General features: G+C 43.4%; 12 protein-coding genes and 1 pseudogene. 4 read left to right on the plus strand and 9 right to left on the minus strand.

The window, feature by feature from the left end:
• Positions 1-73 precede the first annotated feature (73 nt).
• Positions 74-523 (minus strand): hypothetical protein, encoded by a 450-nt coding sequence (locus tag IEX80_RS16515; RefSeq protein WP_188833495.1) that lies wholly within the window; start codon positions 521-523, stop codon positions 74-76.
• Positions 524-672: 149 nt separating this feature from the next.
• Between IEX80_RS16515 and IEX80_RS16520 the strand changes: the two genes are divergently transcribed.
• The 3 genes from IEX80_RS16520 (at position 673) to IEX80_RS16530 (ending at position 4529) form a co-directional block, all read left to right on the plus strand.
• Positions 673-3120, plus strand: coding sequence for a bifunctional YncE family protein/alkaline phosphatase family protein (locus IEX80_RS16520; protein ID WP_188833496.1), 2448 nt, complete (start codon positions 673-675; stop codon positions 3118-3120).
• A 111-nt stretch (positions 3121-3231) separates the two neighbouring features.
• On the plus strand, positions 3232-4101 hold the full coding sequence (locus tag IEX80_RS16525; protein ID WP_229701657.1) for an aldose 1-epimerase family protein: 870 nt from the start codon (positions 3232-3234) through the stop codon (positions 4099-4101).
• Positions 4102-4190: 89 nt separating this feature from the next.
• Entirely contained in the window at positions 4191-4529 is a 339-nt protein-coding gene (locus IEX80_RS16530; protein WP_090534362.1) for a hypothetical protein, read from the plus strand.
• Between the two features lie 452 nt (positions 4530-4981).
• Here the strand turns inward: IEX80_RS16530 and secG are convergent, their stop codons facing one another.
• From secG to IEX80_RS16565, 7 genes and pseudogenes are all read right to left on the minus strand, one after another.
• Complete coding sequence (gene secG, locus IEX80_RS16535; protein ID WP_090534360.1) at positions 4982-5350, minus strand: preprotein translocase subunit SecG; 369 nt, start codon at positions 5348-5350, stop codon at positions 4982-4984.
• A gap of 9 nt (positions 5351-5359) precedes the next feature.
• Positions 5360-6739 (minus strand): hypothetical protein, encoded by a 1380-nt coding sequence (locus tag IEX80_RS16540; RefSeq protein WP_139160069.1) that lies wholly within the window; start codon positions 6737-6739, stop codon positions 5360-5362.
• A 21-nt stretch (positions 6740-6760) separates the two neighbouring features.
• Positions 6761-7285 carry an LptE family protein gene (locus IEX80_RS16545; protein WP_090534357.1) on the minus strand — a complete coding sequence of 175 codons (525 nt, stop codon included), beginning with the start codon at positions 7283-7285 and terminating at the stop codon, positions 6761-6763.
• Between the two features lie 5 nt (positions 7286-7290).
• Positions 7291-8547 (minus strand): sigma-54 interaction domain-containing protein, encoded by a 1257-nt coding sequence (locus tag IEX80_RS16550; protein WP_090534355.1) that lies wholly within the window; start codon positions 8545-8547, stop codon positions 7291-7293.
• A gap of 112 nt (positions 8548-8659) precedes the next feature.
• A pseudogene (locus IEX80_RS27995) lies at positions 8660-8944 on the minus strand (four helix bundle protein); the annotation flags it as partial.
• A 136-nt stretch (positions 8945-9080) separates the two neighbouring features.
• Positions 9081-10574 (minus strand): MiaB/RimO family radical SAM methylthiotransferase, encoded by a 1494-nt coding sequence (locus tag IEX80_RS16560; protein WP_090534351.1) that lies wholly within the window; start codon positions 10572-10574, stop codon positions 9081-9083.
• A 147-nt stretch (positions 10575-10721) separates the two neighbouring features.
• Entirely contained in the window at positions 10722-11579 is an 858-nt protein-coding gene (locus IEX80_RS16565; protein ID WP_090534349.1) for a hypothetical protein, read from the minus strand.
• A gap of 254 nt (positions 11580-11833) precedes the next feature.
• On the opposite strand from IEX80_RS16565, the gene IEX80_RS16570 reads away from it, so the two are divergent.
• Positions 11834-13636 (plus strand): hypothetical protein, encoded by a 1803-nt coding sequence (locus IEX80_RS16570; RefSeq protein ID WP_188833497.1) that lies wholly within the window; start codon positions 11834-11836, stop codon positions 13634-13636.
• Positions 13637-14310: 674 nt separating this feature from the next.
• Here IEX80_RS16570 and sov read toward each other — a convergent pair.
• Entirely contained in the window at positions 14311-21324 is a 7014-nt protein-coding gene (gene sov / locus IEX80_RS16575; RefSeq protein ID WP_229701658.1) for a T9SS outer membrane translocon Sov/SprA, read from the minus strand.
• Between the last annotated feature and the right edge of the window lie 21 nt (positions 21325-21345).

Below are 21345 nucleotides of genomic sequence, written 5' to 3' on the forward strand. Positions count from 1 at the left end.
ATACGCTTATTGTATGCTGACCAGAGGCTAAATCATGCGTCACGAAAGATTTGTTTTTTAGTTTATTGCTAAACTATGTTAATTGCGCATTTAGCAGCGAAGTTCTGATCAGGTTTAGGGTTTTCTTTTCTGATGCTGAATCTTTTTCAGCAGACAAAACCGTATAGGTAATAACCGCAATCGTTTTTTCAGGCTTTATCAATCGCCAGGTGATAAGCATAATCATTACACCATTATCTTCCGATTCTTTATAAGCAGGTCCTGCCAAAATTGTTCCATGCACGGTGGTTGCATAAGGCAAACCGGCAATCAAAAGTTTTAAATTTTCGTCTTCATTAATTCCTTCCGGAGGAATTGCCTCCATAATATTAAAACGAAGGCTACTTTTCGATTTCGGATCAAAGCAAGCTTCCTGATCTTCTCCTTCAGATTCATACTGCCAATGCGCAGGAAGGGCAATAATCAAGTTTTTATATTGATGTGTTATGAGTGGTATTTGCTTCTTTCTGAATAAATTAAACATAGCAGAAACTATTTGTTCAAATTCAAGTTTACTAAAATAGCAATTTTAAATTCTGTAGAAAATCTGTAGATATAAAGTTGTATTAAGTTTCTGTTAACAAGCCTTTCGGAATAAAACGATTTTGTAATTTTGGCTACAATCGTTTTCTTATGAAACTAAAACTCATCGCCGGCATTGTTCTTTTATGTGCGGCTTTACAATCCTTCGCTCAAACTCCGGGAAAAATTGAACAAACAGGGCAGGTATTATTGCCCAACGGCTGGAAGCTTAGTCCCGCAGGCAGGTCTTTACCGCTCGGTGATCTACCGTTAAACATGCAGCTTTCCGTGTCGGGTAAATTATTAGCTGTTACCAACAACGGCCAAAGCACCCAGTCGGTACAGCTCATCGACCCTAAAAATGAAAAACTGCTTGATGAAGTAGTGGTTAAAAAATCATGGTACGGACTTGCTTTCAGTCGTGATGAAAAAAAACTATATGCATCGGGCGGTAATGACAACTGGATCCTGGTATTCAACATCGCCGGTAGCAAATTGGGCACCCCGGATACCATCAAATTAGCACCGAATGCCTGGCCCAAAAATAAGGTTTGCCCTACCGGCATGGTAGCTAACAAAAGTAACAGCCGCCTGTATTCGGTGACAAAGGAAGACAGCACCCTTTATATTATCGATCCTGATAAAAAAGACATTCTGAAACAGGTAAAACTCCCTGCTGAAGCTTACAGCTGCATTTTATCGCCCGATGAAAAAACGCTGTACATCTCTTTATGGGGTGGTGATATGCTTGGCTTTTATAACATAGCTACGCAAACGCTCAGCACCATTAAAACCAGCAGCCATCCTAACGAACTGCTTTTAGATAAGAAAGGGAAATTCCTGTATGTGGCCGATGCTAATGACAATGCCGTATCTGTAGTAAATACAGCTACACACAAGATAATAGAAACCATCTCTACCGCGCTTTATCCTACCCGCCTCACCGGTTCAACCAGCAATGGCCTGGCCTTATCGCCAAACGGAAAAACGCTTTATATAGCCAACGCGGATAACAATTGCCTTGCTTTATTTGATGTTACTATGCCGGGCAGTAGCAAAAGCAAGGGCTTTATCCCGGTAGGCTGGTACCCAACCAACGTAAAAGTATTGGGCAATAAAATCCTGGTATCAAACGGCAAAGGGTTTTCATCAATGGCCAATCCTAAAGGGCCGCAGCCGGTTAAAAAAACCGATAACAGCGGTTACAAGCAAGGGGCCATCAACAGCCGGGAGCAATACATAGGTGGCCTGTTTAAAGGTACGCTGTCATTTATCAACAGCCCGTCTGATGCCGAACTGAAAACTTACACCAAACAAGTTTACGCCAATACACCGTTTACAGCTAAAGTTGAAAAAACAGCCAAGGGAGAAGAAGGCAATCCCATTCCGCGGCGCCTGGGCGAAAAGTCGCCTATTAAATATGTGTTCTATATTATTAAAGAAAACCGCACTTACGACCAGGTTTTAGGCGATATGCCGCAAGGGAACGGCGACACTTCGTTGTGCATCTTCGGCAATAAAGTAACGCCTAACCATCACGCTATTGCCAATGAATTTGTACTACTTGATAACTTTTACGTTGATGCGGAGGTAAGTGCCGACGGCCACAACTGGAGCATGGCTGCTTATGCTACCGATTTTGTAGAAAAAACATGGCCAACCAGTTACGGAAGCCGCGGTGGAAATTATGATTTTGAAGGTACCCGCAAAGCCGCCTATCCGCGCGATGGCTTTATATGGGATTATTGCAAACGCGCTGGTGTAAGCTATCGTACTTACGGCGAGTTTGTGAGCGATGGCAACCCCGGCAAAGCAAACTTAAAATCGCTGGAAGGGCATTTTTGTATCAAGTCGCCCGGCTTTGACCTGAATGTGAAAGATGTTAAAAGGACTGAGATCTGGGCCCATGACTTTGATTCGTTACTAACTGTAAACGCGGTGCCGCATTTTAACACCGTGCGCATTTCAAACGACCATACCAGCGGGCAGCGCAAAGGCGCTATATCGCCTATCGCCGCCGTGGCCGATAATGATCTTGCCATAGGCCAGTTCATCGAACATTTATCCCACAGTTCGATCTGGAAAGAGTCGGTGGTTTTTATTTTGGAAGATGACGCCCAAAACGGCCCCGACCATATTGATGCCCACCGTTCACCGGTGTTTGTGGCCGGTCCGTATGTAAAACGCAACGCTGTGATCCACGGCATGTACTCAACCTCGGGTGTTTTACGTACCATCGAGCTTATTTTAGGCTTGCCTCCAATGAGCCAGTATGATGCAGCCGCTATGCCGCTATTTGATTGTTTCACCAGCAAGCCCGACCTTACACCATATACTGCCAAGCCGGCACAGGTTGATTTGGAACAGCGGAATATAGCGGTAAACGAGAGCAGCAAACGCTCGGAACTGTTTAATTTTGCCAGGGAAGACGCCGCACCCGATATCGACCTGAATGAAGTGGTTTGGAAGTACGTAAAAGGCGAAGCATCGGTTATGCCTGCACCAAAAAGGAGCGCTTTTGTAATTTTAGAACCTAAAAAAGAACAGGATGATGATTGATTTGTTAACTTCGTTGAACCGGAAGTTGTCCAATTAACGAATTCTTAATACATTGGTTTAAGGCCCGGTTTATGATTTATAAAGCCGGGCTTTTACATTAATTATACACCTATGATCACTCATTTAGAAAACGACCACATTAAAGTAGCTATCGACACCAAAGGCGCTCAACTGAGTTCATTTATCAATAAAGCTACAGGTATTGAACATATGTGGCAGGCTGATGAAAAAATATGGCCATGGCATGCCCCCAATCTTTTCCCGGTAGTAGGCGGCCTCATTAACAATGAACTTTTGGTTGATGGTGAAAAGTTTGCCATGTCGCGCCATGGTTTTGCAAGGCAGTCGGAATTTTTCTTATTAGAGTCGGATGAGACATCGGCAAGCTATTCGTTACCAAACTGCGAAAACACATTAAAGGTTTATCCTTTTAAATTTGATTTCCAGATCCTGTATCATCTTATTGATAACGCGCTTAGGATTACCTATAAAGTGATCAACCTCGATAAAAAATCGATATATTTTTCTGTTGGCGGGCACCCGGCTTTTAACGTTCCCTTCAACAAAGGCGAAAACTACGAGGACTATTACCTGGAGTTTGAAACCGAAGAACATTTTAACACTCACCTTTTATCAAAAGATGGCTTTTTTAACGGCATAACCCATCCTGTGCCAACTCCCAACAAAAAACTTTACTTAACCCGCGACCTTTTTAAGGATGACGCGCTTGTTTTTAAAGATCTAAAATCGCGCATGGTGACTATTAAAAGCGATAAACATGATCAAACCTTAGCGCTTGAATTTCCTCATTTTAATTATCTTGGTTTATGGGCCAAACCGGGGGCTGATTTTGTTTGCATAGAACCATGGCTTGGCTGTGCCGATACCGAAGGCAAACACGTTGACATTAAGGATAAAGAAGCTATCCAAAAATTAAGCGTGGGGCATGTTTTTGAATCGGCCTATTTTGTTTGCTTATAAACATTTGGGTTACAATAATTTTATACTTCGGTAAAACATTTTTCGCACTTTTTCTCTTTCATAGAAAGAATCACTTAAATATTAAAACTATGAAAACTAAAGTTTATTTATTAGCCCTCACCATGCTGCTGTCATTTACAGCGTTGAACACCTTTGCTGCTGATAGCCACGCGCTTACCCCACTAAGCAAGGAAGAAATAGCAACCATGACAACCGAGCAAAAACAAGCCCGTGTTGAGGAGATCAAGGCCCGTGTAAATGAGATCAAAGCAATGGATAAATCGGAGCTTACCAAAGCTGAACGTAAGGAATTGCGTACCGAATTAAAATCAATGAAAAAAGAAGCCAATGCCCTTGGCGGCGGCGGTATTTACCTTTCTGTTGGTGCAATTATCATCATCATTTTGGTATTGATCCTGATATTATAATTTGAATCGTCTTGTATAAAAAACGCCTCCGACGAAAATCGGGGGCGTTTTCTTTATGTCTGTTCAGGGCCTTTCAGAAATTTAAGTTACCCTATAAAACTAATGCTCATTTGGCTATTACCAATTGAGTAATCAGCTGAGCTGGGTTCAGATAAAGTAGAATGCTATTTCTGCAAACATTTTCTCCCTCCGGGAAGACTTTTACGATTTAATAAACATATATTAATTGTTTATGGACGGGTGCACCAGAGGTGCAAAAGGTTTGTATCATGAAAAATAGAAGTATCCTTTGCCCCAGAGGGGCAAAACAACACGCCTTGCCGATTAAACGACAAACAATTTTGTGGATTAACTTAAATCTCTGAAAGCCCCGGATGGGACAGAAATTCCTGGAAAAAGAAAAAGCCCCTGAATATATCCAGAGGCCTTCTATATCTTGATTAAATACCTTATTATTTTTTGCTGCTGTCGGCTTTAGGAGCTGCCGGTGTAGCAGACGGTGTTAATGCCGGAGTTGATGAAGGAAGCGCGTTGCTTGGTTTTGAAGCTTTTTCAATTTGCTCACGCAGCGCAGGATTGTCTGCATTGTTTGATGAGCCGCCTTTTACAGCAACGTTAATAGCCAATGACAATACCATAAGGGTGATAGCTAACGCCCAGGTACCTTTTTCTAAAAAGTCGCCGGTTTTTTGTACGCCCATTAATTGTGATGAGCTTGAAAAATTTGATGCCAAACCACCGCCTTTAGGGTTTTGGATAAGTACGATAAGCCCTAACAGAGCGCATACAATTACGGTAACAATGATTAAAACGATATACATTTCTTTATATTAATTAGTTTTCTTCTCTAACTCCTCAATTTGGCTTGCAAAGTAACGGCTTTTTTCCGGGAATTTCAACATCAATTTTTTGTAAGTTGCAATAGCTTTGTGATATAACATCTGGTCGATGTAAATCTGGGCTAATGTTTCACTTACCAGGTCATTTCTGTCTTCCGAGCTCTTCTTTGCTTTGTTCTCATTATCGAGCTTATCAATTGATGGCGGCCTGATCTGGGGCTCCTCCTTAATAAATTTCTCAATAATGATATCTTCTTTTCTTTTTATCTCCGGCACATCGGGCTGAGGGGTTTTCTCCAGCTCCTCCAGAGATTGCGAATGGAAGATATTTTCATAATACTGATGCTGCAGTGCATCCGCTGTTTGGCTATCAGGCGCTACAGGTTTTTTTGGCTGTGCAACCGTTTCAATATTATAAGGCTGATAAGTTGATGCATATTCCTTACGGGTTTTATCTAACCACCACATAAAGGTATAAGGCATTTTCTCGTCGTTGTACTTTGATAAAACCTCCTGCTGTTCAGCAGCTTCAATTTCTGCCGGCTGCGGAGCCGACTCCTGCGATATCGCCTTATCATCATTCCTTGTGTCAACGACCGAGTTATCAAACAAAAAATAATCCGTGGATGCGATATTGCCGATTATCCATTTTTCAGTTACATCGTCCCTTACGTCTTTAGCTTCTTCAACGGCAACCGGCGCCTCATCGGCCACCTCTGTTTTATCGTTTATCGCTGCTTCCGCATTAACATTAGCAGCAACGGGTTCATTCACATTAGCCTGGCCTATACTTATATTCTCGATCCCAACAATTTCATCGTAAACCTCATCATCTATATCGTGGGTTGATGAAACTGATTCCCCGTTGGGCTCAGTTGCAACTGCTCCCGGATCAGCAAACTCCATTACTGGTTCTGTATCTGCAATTTCAGGCTCAGGATCATCGATATTGATAAAATTGAAACTACTTTTATCCTGATCTGTGTCTGCGGTTAAATCTTCGGAGAACGGTGGCAGTGTATCAGCCAGGTCATCAACAGCGGGACCGATATTAAAATAGTTTTCGGAGGCCGGTGTATTATTTACCGGAACAACATCAAGCAGGTTAATTACCTGTGATGAATTTACCGGAGAAAGGCCTTCGGGCTCCTGAATTAATTTATGCAGTAAAACGGGTTTGTAATAAACGGCCGCGCGCTGTATATCCTTATTGGTACCGGCATGGGCAAGCAAAGCACGCAAAATACCGCTTTGCGGGTAGGCATCAACCAGTTGTTGCAGGTTATAACCATAAAAAGAACCTGTTTCGGCCGGGTTAGCCAACAGTTCATCTAATATTTCGTATTGCCTGCTGTTCAAATATTGATCCACGTGGTTGAAAATACAAATTGCCTACCAATTAGAAAAGGCCGCGTTAAAAATATCATCAATTAATTGCTTATTAATTTGCCGTATCAGGTTCTGTTCCTGCGAAGAAATGTCCCCACGGTAGTCAGCAAACTTAGTAAAACTTTGCTCAAAACTAAGCTTTTTATCTGCCGGAGTTTTCGCGGCATCAAATGAAAATTTAACACGAACGGTAATAGTTAGCCTGTTAGCATCAGCAATTGGGGCCACATTATTTGCGGTAGCCTGAATAGATGCCGGAGCAATAGAATAACCGGTAATAGCACCCGACATGGTTGCGTCGGCCTCGCCGCGGACTAAGCTTAGGCTGGTTTGTGTACGGATCCTCTCTTTTAACGATTCGGTGAAAGTTTGGCTTAGGTTATTTACCACCAGCGGGGCGTTATTTTCAAAAAACTGCACATTGATGGTCTTCAAACCGGGAGGGATTGATTGATTTTTGAGCGTGTAACATGATTGGCATATAAGTATCAGCACACACACTGAAATAATCCCCAAAAGTTTTTTCATCAATTTTATAAGTTTAGTTCTTTTATTTTCCTGTATAACGTACGCTCAGAAATCCCCAGTTCATTAGCGGCAAGTTTGCGTTTACCCTTATGTTTTTTCAAAGCTTTGCGGATCAGGTCTGATTCCTTTTCAATCAGCGATAATGATTCCTCTACTTCTTCGGCATCATGTGTTATATTAAAACCGTCGATAGTGCTGCTATTACTGCTGGTGTTTGTAACGGTATTAACGGGTTGTTGTAAAGTAAATTGTGGTTCGTTATTACCATGCAGCTCAATATCGCGGTAAAGCTGATTTAAGGTTTGCGGATTATTAGCATAATGGGGCGAAACACCGCCATGCTCAATAATATCAGCCACCAGTTTTTTCAACTCTACCATATCCCGCTTCATATCAAACAATACTTTATAGAGGATGTCACGTTCAGAAAAATCTTCTTTAGGCTGATTGTCCAAACGCATTGGCAGGTTACGCGCGCCGGCCTCGTGCGGGATATAGGTAAGCAGCGTTTGGGCAGTGATGATCCTGTCGCGCTCAAGTACGGCCAATTGTTCGGCCATGTTTTTCAACTGCCTTACATTACCCGGCCACGAATAGTTGGTTAATACCTGCTGCGCTTCTTCATCAAGCTGGATGGGCGGCGTACGGTATTTGTCGGTAAAATCAGCCGTAAACTTGCGGAACAGCAGAAACACGTCTTCTTTCCTGTCGCGCAATGGCGGAATCTTCAAAGGTACCGTGTTTAAACGATAGTAAAGGTCCTCTCGGAATTTGCCGTTCTTCACCGCCTCATACACATCAACATTTGTGGCTGCGATGACACGCACATTTGTTTTTTCAACTTTTGATGAACCTACTTTGATATATTGTCCCGATTCGAGCACCCGCAGCAAACGGGCCTGGGTACCCAGCGGCATTTCAGCAATCTCATCTAAAAATATGGTACCACCGTTTACGGTTTCAAAATAACCTTTACGCTCACCAACGGCGCCTGTATAGGCTCCCTTTTCGTGACCAAAAAGTTCCGAATCGATAGTACCTTCAGGTATGGCGCCGCAGTTAACGGCAATAAAAGGCCCATGCTTGCGCGGGCTCATCTGGTGTATGATGTGCGAAAAAACCTCCTTACCACTACCACTCTCGCCGGTAATTAATACCGAGATATCAGTAGGTGCAACCTGGTTTGCTATAGTTATAGCCCGGTTAAGCAATGGCGAATTGCCAATGATCCCGAAGCGTTGTTTTATTTCCTGTACTTCCATTTTAAAAAAGATTCAAGAAGTCAAGAGTCAGGAAGCAAGATTTGAGCGAAGATTATCCTTATCTCAAATTAGCTCCTTAAATACATCTTGTCTTTTATTTTAGGCAATGCTTTCATTCATCATCGGAGTTCAAAATGTACTCCCTAAAAGAGAATATCATTTTTTGAACTTCAACAACAAGGTCTAAACACTCCTTTAATTTATCTTTAGAGCCGTAGCCCCTTCTTTCACATATTAATAATTGGGTCTCCACTTCAAACGATGAAGTAAGAGACGTTGTTAAGAACTCGGCAAAATGCGCCTTAGTTCTCTTGCCTGAACCTTCCGCTATGTTAGACGGAACTGAACAGGAACATCTGTTTAATTGGTCAATCAGGTTATATCTTTCCTCGATAGGTAATGCTTTACAATAGTCCTAAGTTAAATCAGTAAGGTCCATTGATTTTTGCCAAATCTTCAAGCTCTTAAAATTATGCCTCATCGTTACTTAGCTTTATTCTCTTTCTTGATTCCTGACTCTTAACTTCCTTTGTCTATACCACTTTCCCTATCAACGTGGCCGTAGTGCTGCGTTCAATCAATACGTTTACATAATGCCCCGGCTTGTAATTTTCACCAACCGGGAAAATCACCATCGCGTTTTGATCGCTGCGGCCGCAATAGTCTTTGTCTGATTTTTTGGAGAAACCTTCTATCAGTACACGTTCTACCCGGCCAATGCGGGCCTGCATTCTGTAAAAAGAATATTCCTGTTGCTTGGCTACAATTTCGGTTAAGCGTTTTTGTTTTACCTCTTCCGGTATGTCATCGGCATAGCGTTTTGCCGCTAAGGTACCCGGCCTTTCGCTGTATTTAAACATGTAGGCAAAATCATACTTTACGTAATCCATCATGCTTACGGTATCCTTGTGCTCCTCATCTGTTTCGCTGCAAAAACCGGTGATCACATCGGTTGAAATTGCACAATCCGGAATGATACGACGGATAGCGTCGATCCTATTGATGTACCATTCACGGTCATAAGTGCGGTTCATCAGGTCAAGAATACGGCTGTTACCCGATTGTACCGGCAGGTGGATATAATTACAGATATTATCGTATTTATTGATGGCATACAACACCTCATCGGTAATATCCTTTGGATGTGAGGTTGAAAACCTAACCCGCAGATCAGGATCGATCAGTGCAACCATTTCCAACAGGTTAGCGAAGTTTACCCCTCCAACCTCCCCCAAGGGGAGGCTTTTGTCATTTTCAACGCCTGCTTCAATTTGCCCTTCTAAAGCCCTCTCCTTTGGAGAGGGTTGGGGAGAGGTCCATTTATATGAATCTACATTCTGCCCTAATAAAGTAACCTCACGATAACCTCTGTCAAACAGGTCGCGGCATTCGGCAACTATCGATAAAGGGTCTCGGCTGCGCTCGCGGCCACGGGTAAAGGGTACCACGCAAAACGAGCACATGTTGTCGCACCCGCGCATAATGGATACAAATGCATTGATACCATTGCTGTTTAAGCGTACCGGGCTGATATCGGCATAAGTTTCCTCACGGGAGAGCAGCACGTTAACTGCCTTTTGACCATCATCTACCTGGTTAATGAGGTTCGGCAGATCGCGGTACGCATCCGGACCAACCACAACATCAACTAATTTTTCTTCTTCCAGGAATTTTGATTTCAGGCGTTCGGCCATACAGCCCAATACACCTACTACCAGGCCCGGATTTTTCACCTTGGCAACGGTAAACTCTTTTAAACGGTTGCGTACGCGTTGTTCGGCATTTTCGCGGATAGAACAGGTGTTGATGAAAATAACATCGGCTACGCTATAGTCGGCAGTGGTTTCAAAACCGCTTTCGGCCAATATCGATGCAACTATCTCACTGTCAGAAAAATTCATGGCACAGCCGTAGCTTTCAATATAAAGCTTGCGGCCATTATTTTTAGCTGTTTCGGCTTTTAACATTAGCGCCTCACCCTGCCTGCTCTCATCATGTGTTTTATCCGGAATAAGCAAATCCATCATTTATATAAAAAATTAGTTTGCAAAAATAAACAAAATTTAAATACCTAAATGACATATTGTCAGTATTAAATAAAATCTCATTTATTTCAAAAAAAAACGGGTAACACTTTCGCATTACCCGTTTATCCTATTCAAATAAGCCGTCACTTACTGCGTTAAAGCTACAGTGGTGGTATTATTGATTTGCCAGATAGCTGCACCGGGCGTAGGGAAGCTAACACCCTTGGTGCTACCTTTAACACCATTGTCCTGACCAAAATAGTAAAGCGGATGCCCTTTGTACACCAGTTGTGTTTGTCCGAATACGGTTATCACATCAAAGTCGGCTTTATTTAAAATAGAAGGAACACTTTGAACCGCCGTTACCGCATCGATTGGCCAGTTAGCATCATGTGCCGCCACACCTGTGCTAAATTTATTTGTCTTAAACGTATCCTTGCTAAACAGGTACAAAGTACGGCCATTGGCATCTGTGATATATTGTGAATTTTCAGTACCGGCGATACCTTTGCTTGTGTATTGGTTACCATCATGCCCTATCAGTTGAGCGTAGGAAACCATAACTGTATAATCCGGCTTGGCTATAAACCATGATTTGCCAACACCATCGCCGTTAACATCGGTAACAGCCACGTCTTTTGCATAATAATATAAAGGCCAGCCTTTATAGGTAGTTTGCTTATTCCCGTCGGCATTGGTGATAACGCCGAAGTCGGCAGCTGCCAGGCCGGTACCTATAGATGGGTTTTCTTTATAAAAGGCAGGCCAGGCTACAGCGCATCCTCCGGTACAAGTTGAAACGTTGGCCGCATCATCAGAGAACAGGTACAACGCACGACCGTTATTGTCTGTTATGATGCTACCAAAAGTTGCGTTTGAGGTAAGCTGTACGCCGGTAACAGCTTTAGGTGTGGTCGGGTTGTTGTCGTGATTTTTTTTGCACGATGCTGCTAATAAAGTTAAAACAATTGAGCCTGTCAGGGCTAAGTACATTTTTGTTTTCATCGGGAGTCTATTAGTGTTAAAAAAAGGTTTTTATATAGACATAACGCCCTGAAATCCCCGAGGGTTGCTTAACAGTTAAACAAAACCACAATATCAGTTAATCAACAACATGCAAACTACTACAGGCACCTTCAAAAACAATGAATTAAGTATGAGTTTTTATAAAAAAACAGCTTACCCGCCCATCAACTGTAACAAAAGTTACTAACTTGCTGTTAAAGCATAAAACACAGGTAAAAAGTAACAACCGGTAAATGGCACTCAATTTTTTAAAGCACCAGTGGCAAAAAAGAACGTTCAAATTTGTGCTGATACCGGTTATAGTGATATTGCTGCTGGCTGTAGTAGTAAACAGGTATTGGTCGCCCATTTTGGCCGCCAAAGTAAAGGATGTGGTATTAAGCAGCAGTGATAGCCTTTACAAAGCAGATTTCTCGGATGCCGAGCTGCATATCCTTCAGGGCAAAATTATTATTTACAATATAACCCTTAAGCCCGACACGACAGTTTATAATCAAAAAAAGCGTTTACGCCTGGTCCCCAATACACTGGTTGAGCTTAAGGTAAAACGGCTGGTGCTTAACCATGTGCATCCATTTAAGCTCTATTTTCAAAAAAAGCTTAATATTGGGCAAATCATCCTGAATGAGCCGCGCCTGAATGTAAGCTACCAGCTAAACCATACCAAAGATACTGTTGTTAAAGATCGCCGTACGGCCTGGCAGCGAATTTCCAAAAGCTTGAAATCGATCCATATCGGAAGCATCCTGCTCAATGATGTTAACCTGAACTATGAAGATTACTCGGGCAACAAGGTGGCCATTTCCAAACTTAAAGAACTAAACTTAAGTGCAAACGACCTGCTCATTGATTCGGCTACGCAATATGATAAATCGCGCCTGCTTTATTGCAAAGATATTATCACCGAATTGAACAATTACACCGGAGAAACACCAAGCGGCCTGTACACTTATAAGATCAGGCATCTTAAACTTTCCACCCTCACATCACGCCTAAATATCGAAGGGCTTGCTATGCAGCCAACTAAATCGGATGTTTTTTTTGATAAAAGCAAGAAAGACCGGCTGGGCTTACTGGCCGATTCTGTGCAGCTAAACAATTTTGACTACTTAAATTATCACAAATACCGCACTGTTTCTGCTTCAAGCCTAACCATGACAAATGGCAAGATAACGGCTTTCACCAACCCGGGTAAGAAACCAGATCCCACAACAGATAAGGTTAAAACGTTCCCCAATATGATGATCAAGAAATTAAATCTTGATTTAAGGATCGATACCATGAAAATCCGGCACGTTGATGTGATCTATAACGAGTTCAATAAAAAATCTCAAAAAACAGGTACCGTTACATTTAACAATACCAGCGGGCATATTTATAATATTACCAACAATCCATCGGCCATTGCCAAAAACAACATTACCCTTGTTGATCTGACAACCTATTTTATGAACCGCGGCCGGCTCGATGTGCAATTGAAATTTAATTTAAGCGATGCGGATGCCGCCTTCAGTTATAAGGGCACATTAGGACCAATGGAATTTGGAAAGCTAAATCCAGCTACCATGCCTTTGGCTATGGTAAAAATGACATCGGGCAGCGTAAAAAAATTCAGCTTTGATATCCAGGCCAACAGCAAGGTATTTAAAGGTAAGGTTGATTTTTTATATAACGATTTAAAGGTGATACTACTAAAAGCCGATACGGTCAATGATCGTTTCAAAAGAAAATCAATCATGTCGATATATGCCAACCTCTTCGTGATCAGGCGCAGTAATCCTGATGATAAAGGAAAGCTCACATCATCATTAGTGATCTATAAGCGGCCTAAAGATTCGCCATTTTTTAAAACTATCTGGAAAACCCTGCTTACAGGTATAAAACCATGTGTCGGCCTTGATGAAAAAAGCCAAAAAGCCACTAAAGACCGCATTGACGAACACCTCAAAAACAAGGAAGAACGCTTAAAAAACAAGGCACAGCGCCAGAAAAGAAAAGCAGAACGAAAAAAATTGATGGACCAGGGGAAGTTTTGATAAGGTATGAAAATAACATCTCCACCACGTCATTGCGAGGTACGAAGCAATCCCCCACGGGCAGAGTAGCTATGCAAGCAGCCCTGTAAAGTTCGCGATTGCTTCGTACCTCGCAATGACGTGATTGTAAATTATTGATTATTAACGGTGTTTTTTCGATCGAAATTATAACATGGGCGTTGCCTGCGGCCCGGGCTTTCCGTTGCAAGTCCTCGCCTTTCCTGCCCACAATCCCAACCCGCGCTGTGGGCTTTACACTGCAATCTCTAACGCGGCCTCCGCGCACCATCGCTAAAATTTATTTTACATGTCATTTCATTTTTTTTGGGTTCCACCTGATGGGTACCTCGCAATGACGTTTCTTTATCAGGTCCCGTATTTCATCCCGCCGCTGTTGGTGTTGTCACCAACAGCTCCTTTGGCTCTTGTAAGCATTAAATATCGGAGGGACTAAACGTTGTTGGTGACAACACCAACAACGGCGGGGCGAAAAAAGCTGATGGACCAGGGGAAGTTTTGATAAGGTATGAAAATAATATCTCCACCACGTCATTGCGAGGTACGAAGCAATCCCCGACGGGCAGAGTAGCTATGCAAACAGCCCTGTAAAGTTCGCGATTGCTTCGTACCTCAGCAATGACGTTTCTTTATCAGGTCCCGTATTTCATTCAATTTTATTGCAGCAACAACTTCAAATTAATCCCAAAATTGGTAAATGATGTATTAAACGTTTGCGAAGTATAGGGTTTGGTAAGGTTTGAATCATAAAACAAATTCAGGTTAAAACGCTGATTGATCACATAATCAACAGATGGCCTTACGGTAATATTTTGCGCGCCCGATGAGATCTCGGCCGATTCAACATCAGCACGGTAAATGAGCGTTTTATTATCGCGCAATGAAAAATCGAGTTTAAAGTTCACGTCCTTATGCTGAATGCCTTCAAACCAGCCAAACGGAAAATGGAAATCTTTGGTGTGATAACCAAAGCCAAAAACAATGATCTTTTCATTTTGCTGTGCCAACTGGCTGTTAAGCATACTTAAGCTCAGCGAACGGCTTTGGCGATATTCGGCATTGGCGGTCATGCTGTTTTTGAAGCGTACGCTTGCACCCAGCAAAGGCACAAACTGCTCAAAAATGGTGACTTGCGAAAACTGGTACAACGGCAGGAAATCATTATTTAAATCGCGCGAAGTGGCAGCGCCGTTAGCCTCGCGATATTGCAGCAGCGAGGTAAAGCCGCTTACATTATATGATGAACGGTAACCATGGCTCAGATCAAACGAATCAAAAATATCCTGGAACCAGGAGATCTTACCTAAGCCATTGTATGTTACCTGCCAATTAGGAATAGGAATTTTTGGGAATTGCGACAGGTTACTGCCCGAAGCATTTTTTCCTGCATATGCTGCCAGAAATGCCGGCACCAGCACATTTTGCGAATTTGGCCCGTAACCATCGGCATAGCCATCAACAAGCCCTGCCGAATTTGGGTTGGTACGCCCTAATCTTTGCGATATTACGGCGCGGGCATCCAAAAATTTCTGAAATGTAGATGAAACATTATTTATCCCCTTTGCCGATTCAAATGCGGTACCGATGGTAAGGAACGATACACTGTAGTTACCCGATGTAACCGGACTTAATGTTTCGATACTATTGCTTGATGCCAGGTATTTAAAATTGGCCTGGTAATTATGATCCTGGGTTTTAAATGCGCTAAGCTCAATCCGCAGATCTTTAAATGGTTCAATAATACCCCTGAAGTGCATATCCTCATTTAGCGATGTGGTATATAACTGATTTTGCAGGGTATCGGTGGTGATCCAGCCGTTGGCAACAGCTTTAGCCCGGATATCTGTTTGACTGCCCAATAAAAAGCCTAATCCGGGGGCATTACCATCTGCACCAAAAAAGCCCGACTGCGGTAAGTATCCCGGTAAAAACGTTCCCTGGGTACGGGTATAGGTTGCGCTCAGGTTTTTAATACTGGTTAGCAGGCCTATCAGGATATTGCTCTTTTTATTGTTGGGATTATTGGCCTTACGGATAAAAGGAAACTTGTTATACAGCGACACCATATTCAGGGTTGGATTAAGCTGGATTGCCCTTGAGTTTTGAATACTGTTACCAACGTCATAAGCGGTACTGTTGATAGCAAACAGCGGCTGTGTTTGCCAGTTAAAGTGTGTACTGTAACGAGCTACTGCCGATATCCAATCCAATCCCGGAATTTTGTTAATAGGTACCGTATAATTAAAGTTAATAGTGTGATTATAGTTAGTTGTACGGCCCAGCTTTTTCAGGTTATCCCAAAGGGTATCGCGCTTTAAACCATTGATTCGCCCGGCGGGTTCATCCACAACCGAAAGATTGGTAGCGTCAATATCCATCTGTAATGATTTTGACAGGTTCCAGCCTATGCCGTATACACGGGTTATGTTGAAATACTTGTTGAATGTAGTTGTCGGGATAGGGATATAGTTATTAGGATCATTATCGCGCAGGGTATTCTCCGAATAAAAGCGGTTAAAATTGATGCTGAAATTCAATCGCGACGGCAGCAGGCTAAAGTTCAAATCACGGAACAGGGCCAGCATATTGCTTTTGATGATCCTGGCAAATGGGCTGTAGTATTTGGGCTGATTGGTATAGTTATAAGCAAGTGTGAGATTATAGGTTTTCTCCACATCATTCTGCGTCACAAAATCATGGTGATTGTATTCGGTATAGGCATAAGTGGCATTAAAGTTTTCAATATCCCAAATATGGTTAAGCGCATTTTGGTTTGTACGCGCCTTATGTACGTTGGTAAAATTGATGCTTTTGCGGGTGGTAATATCAATAGCCGCGTTCCTGATAGAGTCGCGCTCTTTGGTGCTCGTTGCCGCTGCCAGCGATGCCTTCAGCTCAACATCCGGCGCTCCGGGATCATATTGCGGCATGCTCCTTTGTGATGATAAATTGATATATGCCGGGATATGGATGCCGCTTTTATCCGGAAAAAACTTACCAAGCTCAACATTGGCCGATACGTCATAGGTTTGATCATCACTCTGGCTCCGGTCATTCAGCCTTGAATCAAGGGTACCGAAACCAATAGTTGTTTTACTGCCCGATACGGTGATATCGGCAAAGTCGGCAAGCTTGGCATCAATCCTCGCGGTAGCGGCCCATCCCCCGCGCTGATCAAAATCGGTAAGGCGCAGCTCATCATACCAAACAGTTCCTGATTTATCCAACCCATCATCGGGCAAAACATTTGTGCCTTTATAAGGATTGCGCACGCCAAGCATAATGGTACGCAGCTTGCTTAAATCGGGCTGGCCCTTGATATAAACTACCTTATCACCCTCGGTGTATTTAAAAAGCTGATTGTAGGCTACGTTGGAGTGATTACGCGCAAGCTTGGCCCGGATCAGCAAATCAAGCTCCAGGTCCATTTCATTAACATCCGGCCATATTGCTCCCGCATCACTGGTACCCGGCTGGGTTATTTTCAAAGGCAATTCGTACTCATAATAGTTATCCTGGTAATCAACCCCGAGGCGGATAAACGCGTTCAGGTCATTATCCTTCAAATAATCACCCTCGGCATGGATAAACATTTGCATGCGTTTGTATTTGCGCAGGTCATTATAAAAAGTACGGAAGGCCGCCCTTGAATATCCATCGCGCAGGCTTTTTATATTAAGAGACAGCGATTGCTCGTTGAGTTTGGTATTGGTTTGCAGGTTATTGTAATTACGCTGGCGGTTAATACCGGGCGGCACCACATAAGGAATAGGCGTGCGGTTACCGTTCTCTTCAATATTTACAGCCTGCACGTCGATGGTCGAATTATCTATCGGCGGGTTTTGGATAGCCGGATCGGCAATAACATTCAGCGGATTTTTTTCGGTATTGAAAGCACGCCATTCGCCGCGCACCAGTTCCAGGGTCGCAAAACGAAGCACGGCGGTATCGGCAAAGTTGGTCATGAACATCCTCATAAAACGGATTGCCTTAAAATCCTGGATATTGCCCACTTTTGATTGATAATCTGAGATTGGGATGCGGAACTGGTACCAGTTAACTGCCTGGGTTGTACCGTTAGGCAGTTTCACTTGTGCGGTAACTTTATCGTTGATATAGTTTTGACCAACAACCATATCGGCCGGCCGCATAGATACCTTGTATTGGAAGTATGAGTCTTCCTGGCTCATGTTGTTGTCGCGGTTAATATCCTCACCATCGGGCAGCGAAGTTGAGGCTGAATTTTGAATGCCGAGTTCGGCCTGTGACTGCTGCGCCGTTTTCGAGTTACCGTCGGTGCCGTTGTATTTGCTATAACGGTCGAGGATGCCGGCACGGGCCTGGTCGAGCGCCGCGCCCTGGTAATACTGATAATCATCTGACGAAGGGTCGGCAGCGATGGTAGTCGCGGCCTGCGCGTTCAGTTGTCCTTTTATCTGCTGAACAACAGGGGCAAATTTGGTTTGCTCATCCTGGTCGTTCATGCCGTCCAAACCAACATCCTGCAGTTTACGGGCATCGGGGTTGTTATCAAAAGCATTAATAACCGGCTGTAGTTTAGACACCCGCCCCCAGCTGGTTTCATCCACCTTGGTCAGGTCGCCGTCTACAGGCAAACCATTTTCCAGGCTTTTACGCCCGTCCTTTAAAATATCTTCCGATAGCGAACCTAAGTTAAAGTACAAGTCGCCACCAGCTGAGTTTGGTTTGTATATGAACGGATCGAGCATCCAAAACTCGATGTAGGATACGTTCAACGATTCAAAATCATTTGTTTCCAACTTCCTGAACATACCCCCCCAGCGTGTTTTAGGGTTTTGCAAGGTACCATCGGGATTAATACCTGTGGTAGCATAGTTGTACGGCCCACGGATACTTGGATAAAAAGCCATGTTAAGCGTAGCCAAACTAATCGGTTGCCCGGTAGCCGACTGCTTGTAAGGGAAAACTTCCTGCTCAATCACCTGCCTTACATAATGGTTGGAAAGCTCGCTTCTTGATATGGGGATGGAACCTGCATTGGTATAAAATATAGGGTCGATATTATAAAATGCCAGGCGGGCACGGTTATAGCCATAGCTCAGGTTATCAAACAAAGCTGATTCTCCAAACAATTGCGGCGTTCCTGAAATTTGCCAGCTGTTAGCTCCTTTAATATCTATTACCGATTGACTGTTTTCAAAATCGTCAAGATAAGATGTGCCGTGTTTGGAGCCTGCAAAATTCAATGCACCGGGACTGCCCGGCATCAGTTTGGCAAACTCGCCGTAAAAATTAATGGATGATGGCACTTTGGTATGGATGCCGGGGATCTTATCAACCAACCTGGTTAAAAACCGGGAGTTTGAACTGTAATTGGCATCAAAACCCCAAATGGTATTGGAGATTGATTCTTCGCCGGCGATTTCATTTTGGGTGATAGGCTGTTCGGTAAGGTGCATCAAAGTAGCACCTAACTGAAGCTTATCGCTGGCATGATAATCAAGCCGGGTGCCGTACAATGACTTTTGCTGCACACCGAACAATTCATTATTCTCCAGCTTTACGGTAATAGGCTGACCGGAAGATAACAGTGCCTGGTTCAGGATCCTGATCCGCCCGGCATTATAGTCAACCGTATAATCGTTCCCTTCCTGCAATTTTACCGTACCCGCGGTTACATTTACTGATCCCTGCGGAATGTTAACTGCATTTAGTTGGTACTCTGAACCACCTGTTGAGGTATAAGTTCCCTTAATTACATACCTGTTTAATGCAGGGAAATATTGCTGCGCGATGGTTTTGGTTGAGTCATACAATGGCTGATAAACGTATCGTTTAACCAGGTCAGTCTCGCCCGGGGTAAATTTGGATGCCAGGTCCGAACCAAAAGGCTCCACCACCGGGAACGAAATCCGCCCGTTTTGCGAATCGATGGTGATTCCTTCTAAAAAGTCAAAGTAGCCATCCGGTTTTTTATCGCTTTGCTGGTTGAGGTTATCAAGTCCTGCTACCTGAAGCCACAGCTTACCTTTTAGGTTTTGCCCCTCTTCCATTACTGTTTTTTCAATCCCCGTTTTATCATCAAGGCGGGTAACAGTTAACTTAAAATTGGTAGGGGCTATCTGAAAAGCACCGAGGGAGTAAATGTTTTTCATCATCAAATCCCAGGTAGGCAGGTTGGTTTTCAATAACTCGCCTTTCAGCAATTTCACAAAAAGCACATTAGGCGTATTTGGGTTAACGGCAACATCGCTGCTAAATTCACCCACCTGGTATTGCACACCATTAACAGTATACTGGTAAGCAACCGCCAATACCTCATCATTATTTAAGGGATAATTTAGGGAGATGTAACCTAACTGCGGGTGCAGGGTATACTCCTTATCAGTAAGCTTGCGGGCGTAAGTTAGTTTTGAATAGTTATCCGTATTGCCCGATCCCTGGAAAAAGCTGGCCACATCATTGGAGTTGGTGAGCCTTGCATTTTGTGGCAAAACAGATAACAGGTTATTTGATTGCTGGGCAAAACCTGGTCCTTTAAAACCCGCGGGCAGGGCACTGCCGCCGCCCACAATCCTTGTTTTATTGTATGGGTTATTTTCACCAAGGTCCATGAAGGCCAATATATCGCGCGAATCGGTAGTTACGTTGGTACGATTGGTTGTCCAAACCTCAATTTTAGTAATGTTTACATTGGAGCTGATGATCGGGATATTGGCCAGCGCCCTATTATAATTATTCCTGAAATATTGCGACAGGAAGAAGTGTTTGTTGGCCTCATAATCGGCAGGCGTCAACCTAAACTCGCCCTGTTGCGAACCATTGGTAATGGTGATGGTTTTTGACTGTGAGCGTTGCTGCGAAAAGATACTTGTAACATCCAGCCGTCCGAATTTCAACTTGGTTTTAACGCCAAAAAGCGCCTGACTACCGGTGATCAGCGTGGTATTAAGCGGCATACTAACCGTACCGGCTTCAATTTTCTGAATGATCTCGTCGGGCGAGCCTGTATAATCCAGCTTGATCTGGTTTTCAAACTGGAACTGCGCGTCGGTGTTGTAATTGGTGGTGATCTTTAACTTATCGCCTATGTTACCGGTTACGTTGAGTTGGATGCGCTGATCAAAATTAAAGTTAAACTGACTGCGCTGGCGGGTGTTAAAAAGCGGGTTTTGGTTTTTATTTATCTGCCCGGCCATGATCATTTCTGCTGATCCTTGCGGGCGGATATCAATCACCGAGCTGCCAAAGATCTGCTCAAACGTACGACTCCTGACCTTTATAGGCGGTATAAACCCCGGCTGCTGCGAATCATAGGCATAATTATCTGCCAGCTGCTGAAAATAGCCACGTTGGACCGATCGTTCTTTAAGTTTTAAATATTGCTCAAACGTAAGATACTGCGGGGGGCGGTAAAGTAAATTACCTACCCTTTCGTATAAAATATAACGGTTTGTGGCCGGATCATATTCAATGGTACGTACCAGGCCTGCCGGGTCGGTATTGAAAATACCTTCCCTCATCCGCTGGCTTCGTGGCGCGGTCAGGTTTATTGGTGCATTTGATTTGGTTGTGTCATTTTTAGCCGCAGGTGAAGGCTTTTGTTGTGCATACACATTACCCAGCCCCCCGAACACCACAATGAACAACACACTTATAAGTGTCTTATAAGTAAATACTTTGGTCAAAAGTTAGTAGATATTTATCCG

Source organism: Mucilaginibacter rubeus (assembly GCF_014643835.1).
Lineage (GTDB): Bacteria > Bacteroidota > Bacteroidia > Sphingobacteriales > Sphingobacteriaceae > Mucilaginibacter > Mucilaginibacter rubeus.

Excerpts from the sequence above, each read along its gene's own strand:
- IEX80_RS16515 (WP_188833495.1), bottom strand. The coding sequence starts at position 523 with ATGTTTAATTTATTCAGAAAGAAGCAAATACCACTCATAACACATCAA.
- IEX80_RS16520 (WP_188833496.1), top strand. The coding sequence starts at position 673 with ATGAAACTAAAACTCATCGCCGGCATTGTTCTTTTATGTGCGGCTTTA.
- IEX80_RS16525 (WP_229701657.1), top strand. The coding sequence starts at position 3,232 with ATGATCACTCATTTAGAAAACGACCACATTAAAGTAGCTATCGACACC.
- IEX80_RS16530 (WP_090534362.1), top strand. The coding sequence starts at position 4,191 with ATGAAAACTAAAGTTTATTTATTAGCCCTCACCATGCTGCTGTCATTT.
- secG (WP_090534360.1), bottom strand. The coding sequence starts at position 5,350 with ATGTATATCGTTTTAATCATTGTTACCGTAATTGTATGCGCTCTGTTA.
- IEX80_RS16545 (WP_090534357.1), bottom strand. The coding sequence starts at position 7,285 with ATGAAAAAACTTTTGGGGATTATTTCAGTGTGTGTGCTGATACTTATA.
- IEX80_RS16550 (WP_090534355.1), bottom strand. The coding sequence starts at position 8,547 with ATGGAAGTACAGGAAATAAAACAACGCTTCGGGATCATTGGCAATTCG.
- IEX80_RS16560 (WP_090534351.1), bottom strand. The coding sequence starts at position 10,574 with ATGATGGATTTGCTTATTCCGGATAAAACACATGATGAGAGCAGGCAG.
- IEX80_RS16565 (WP_090534349.1), bottom strand. The coding sequence starts at position 11,579 with ATGAAAACAAAAATGTACTTAGCCCTGACAGGCTCAATTGTTTTAACT.
- IEX80_RS16570 (WP_188833497.1), top strand. The coding sequence starts at position 11,834 with ATGGCACTCAATTTTTTAAAGCACCAGTGGCAAAAAAGAACGTTCAAA.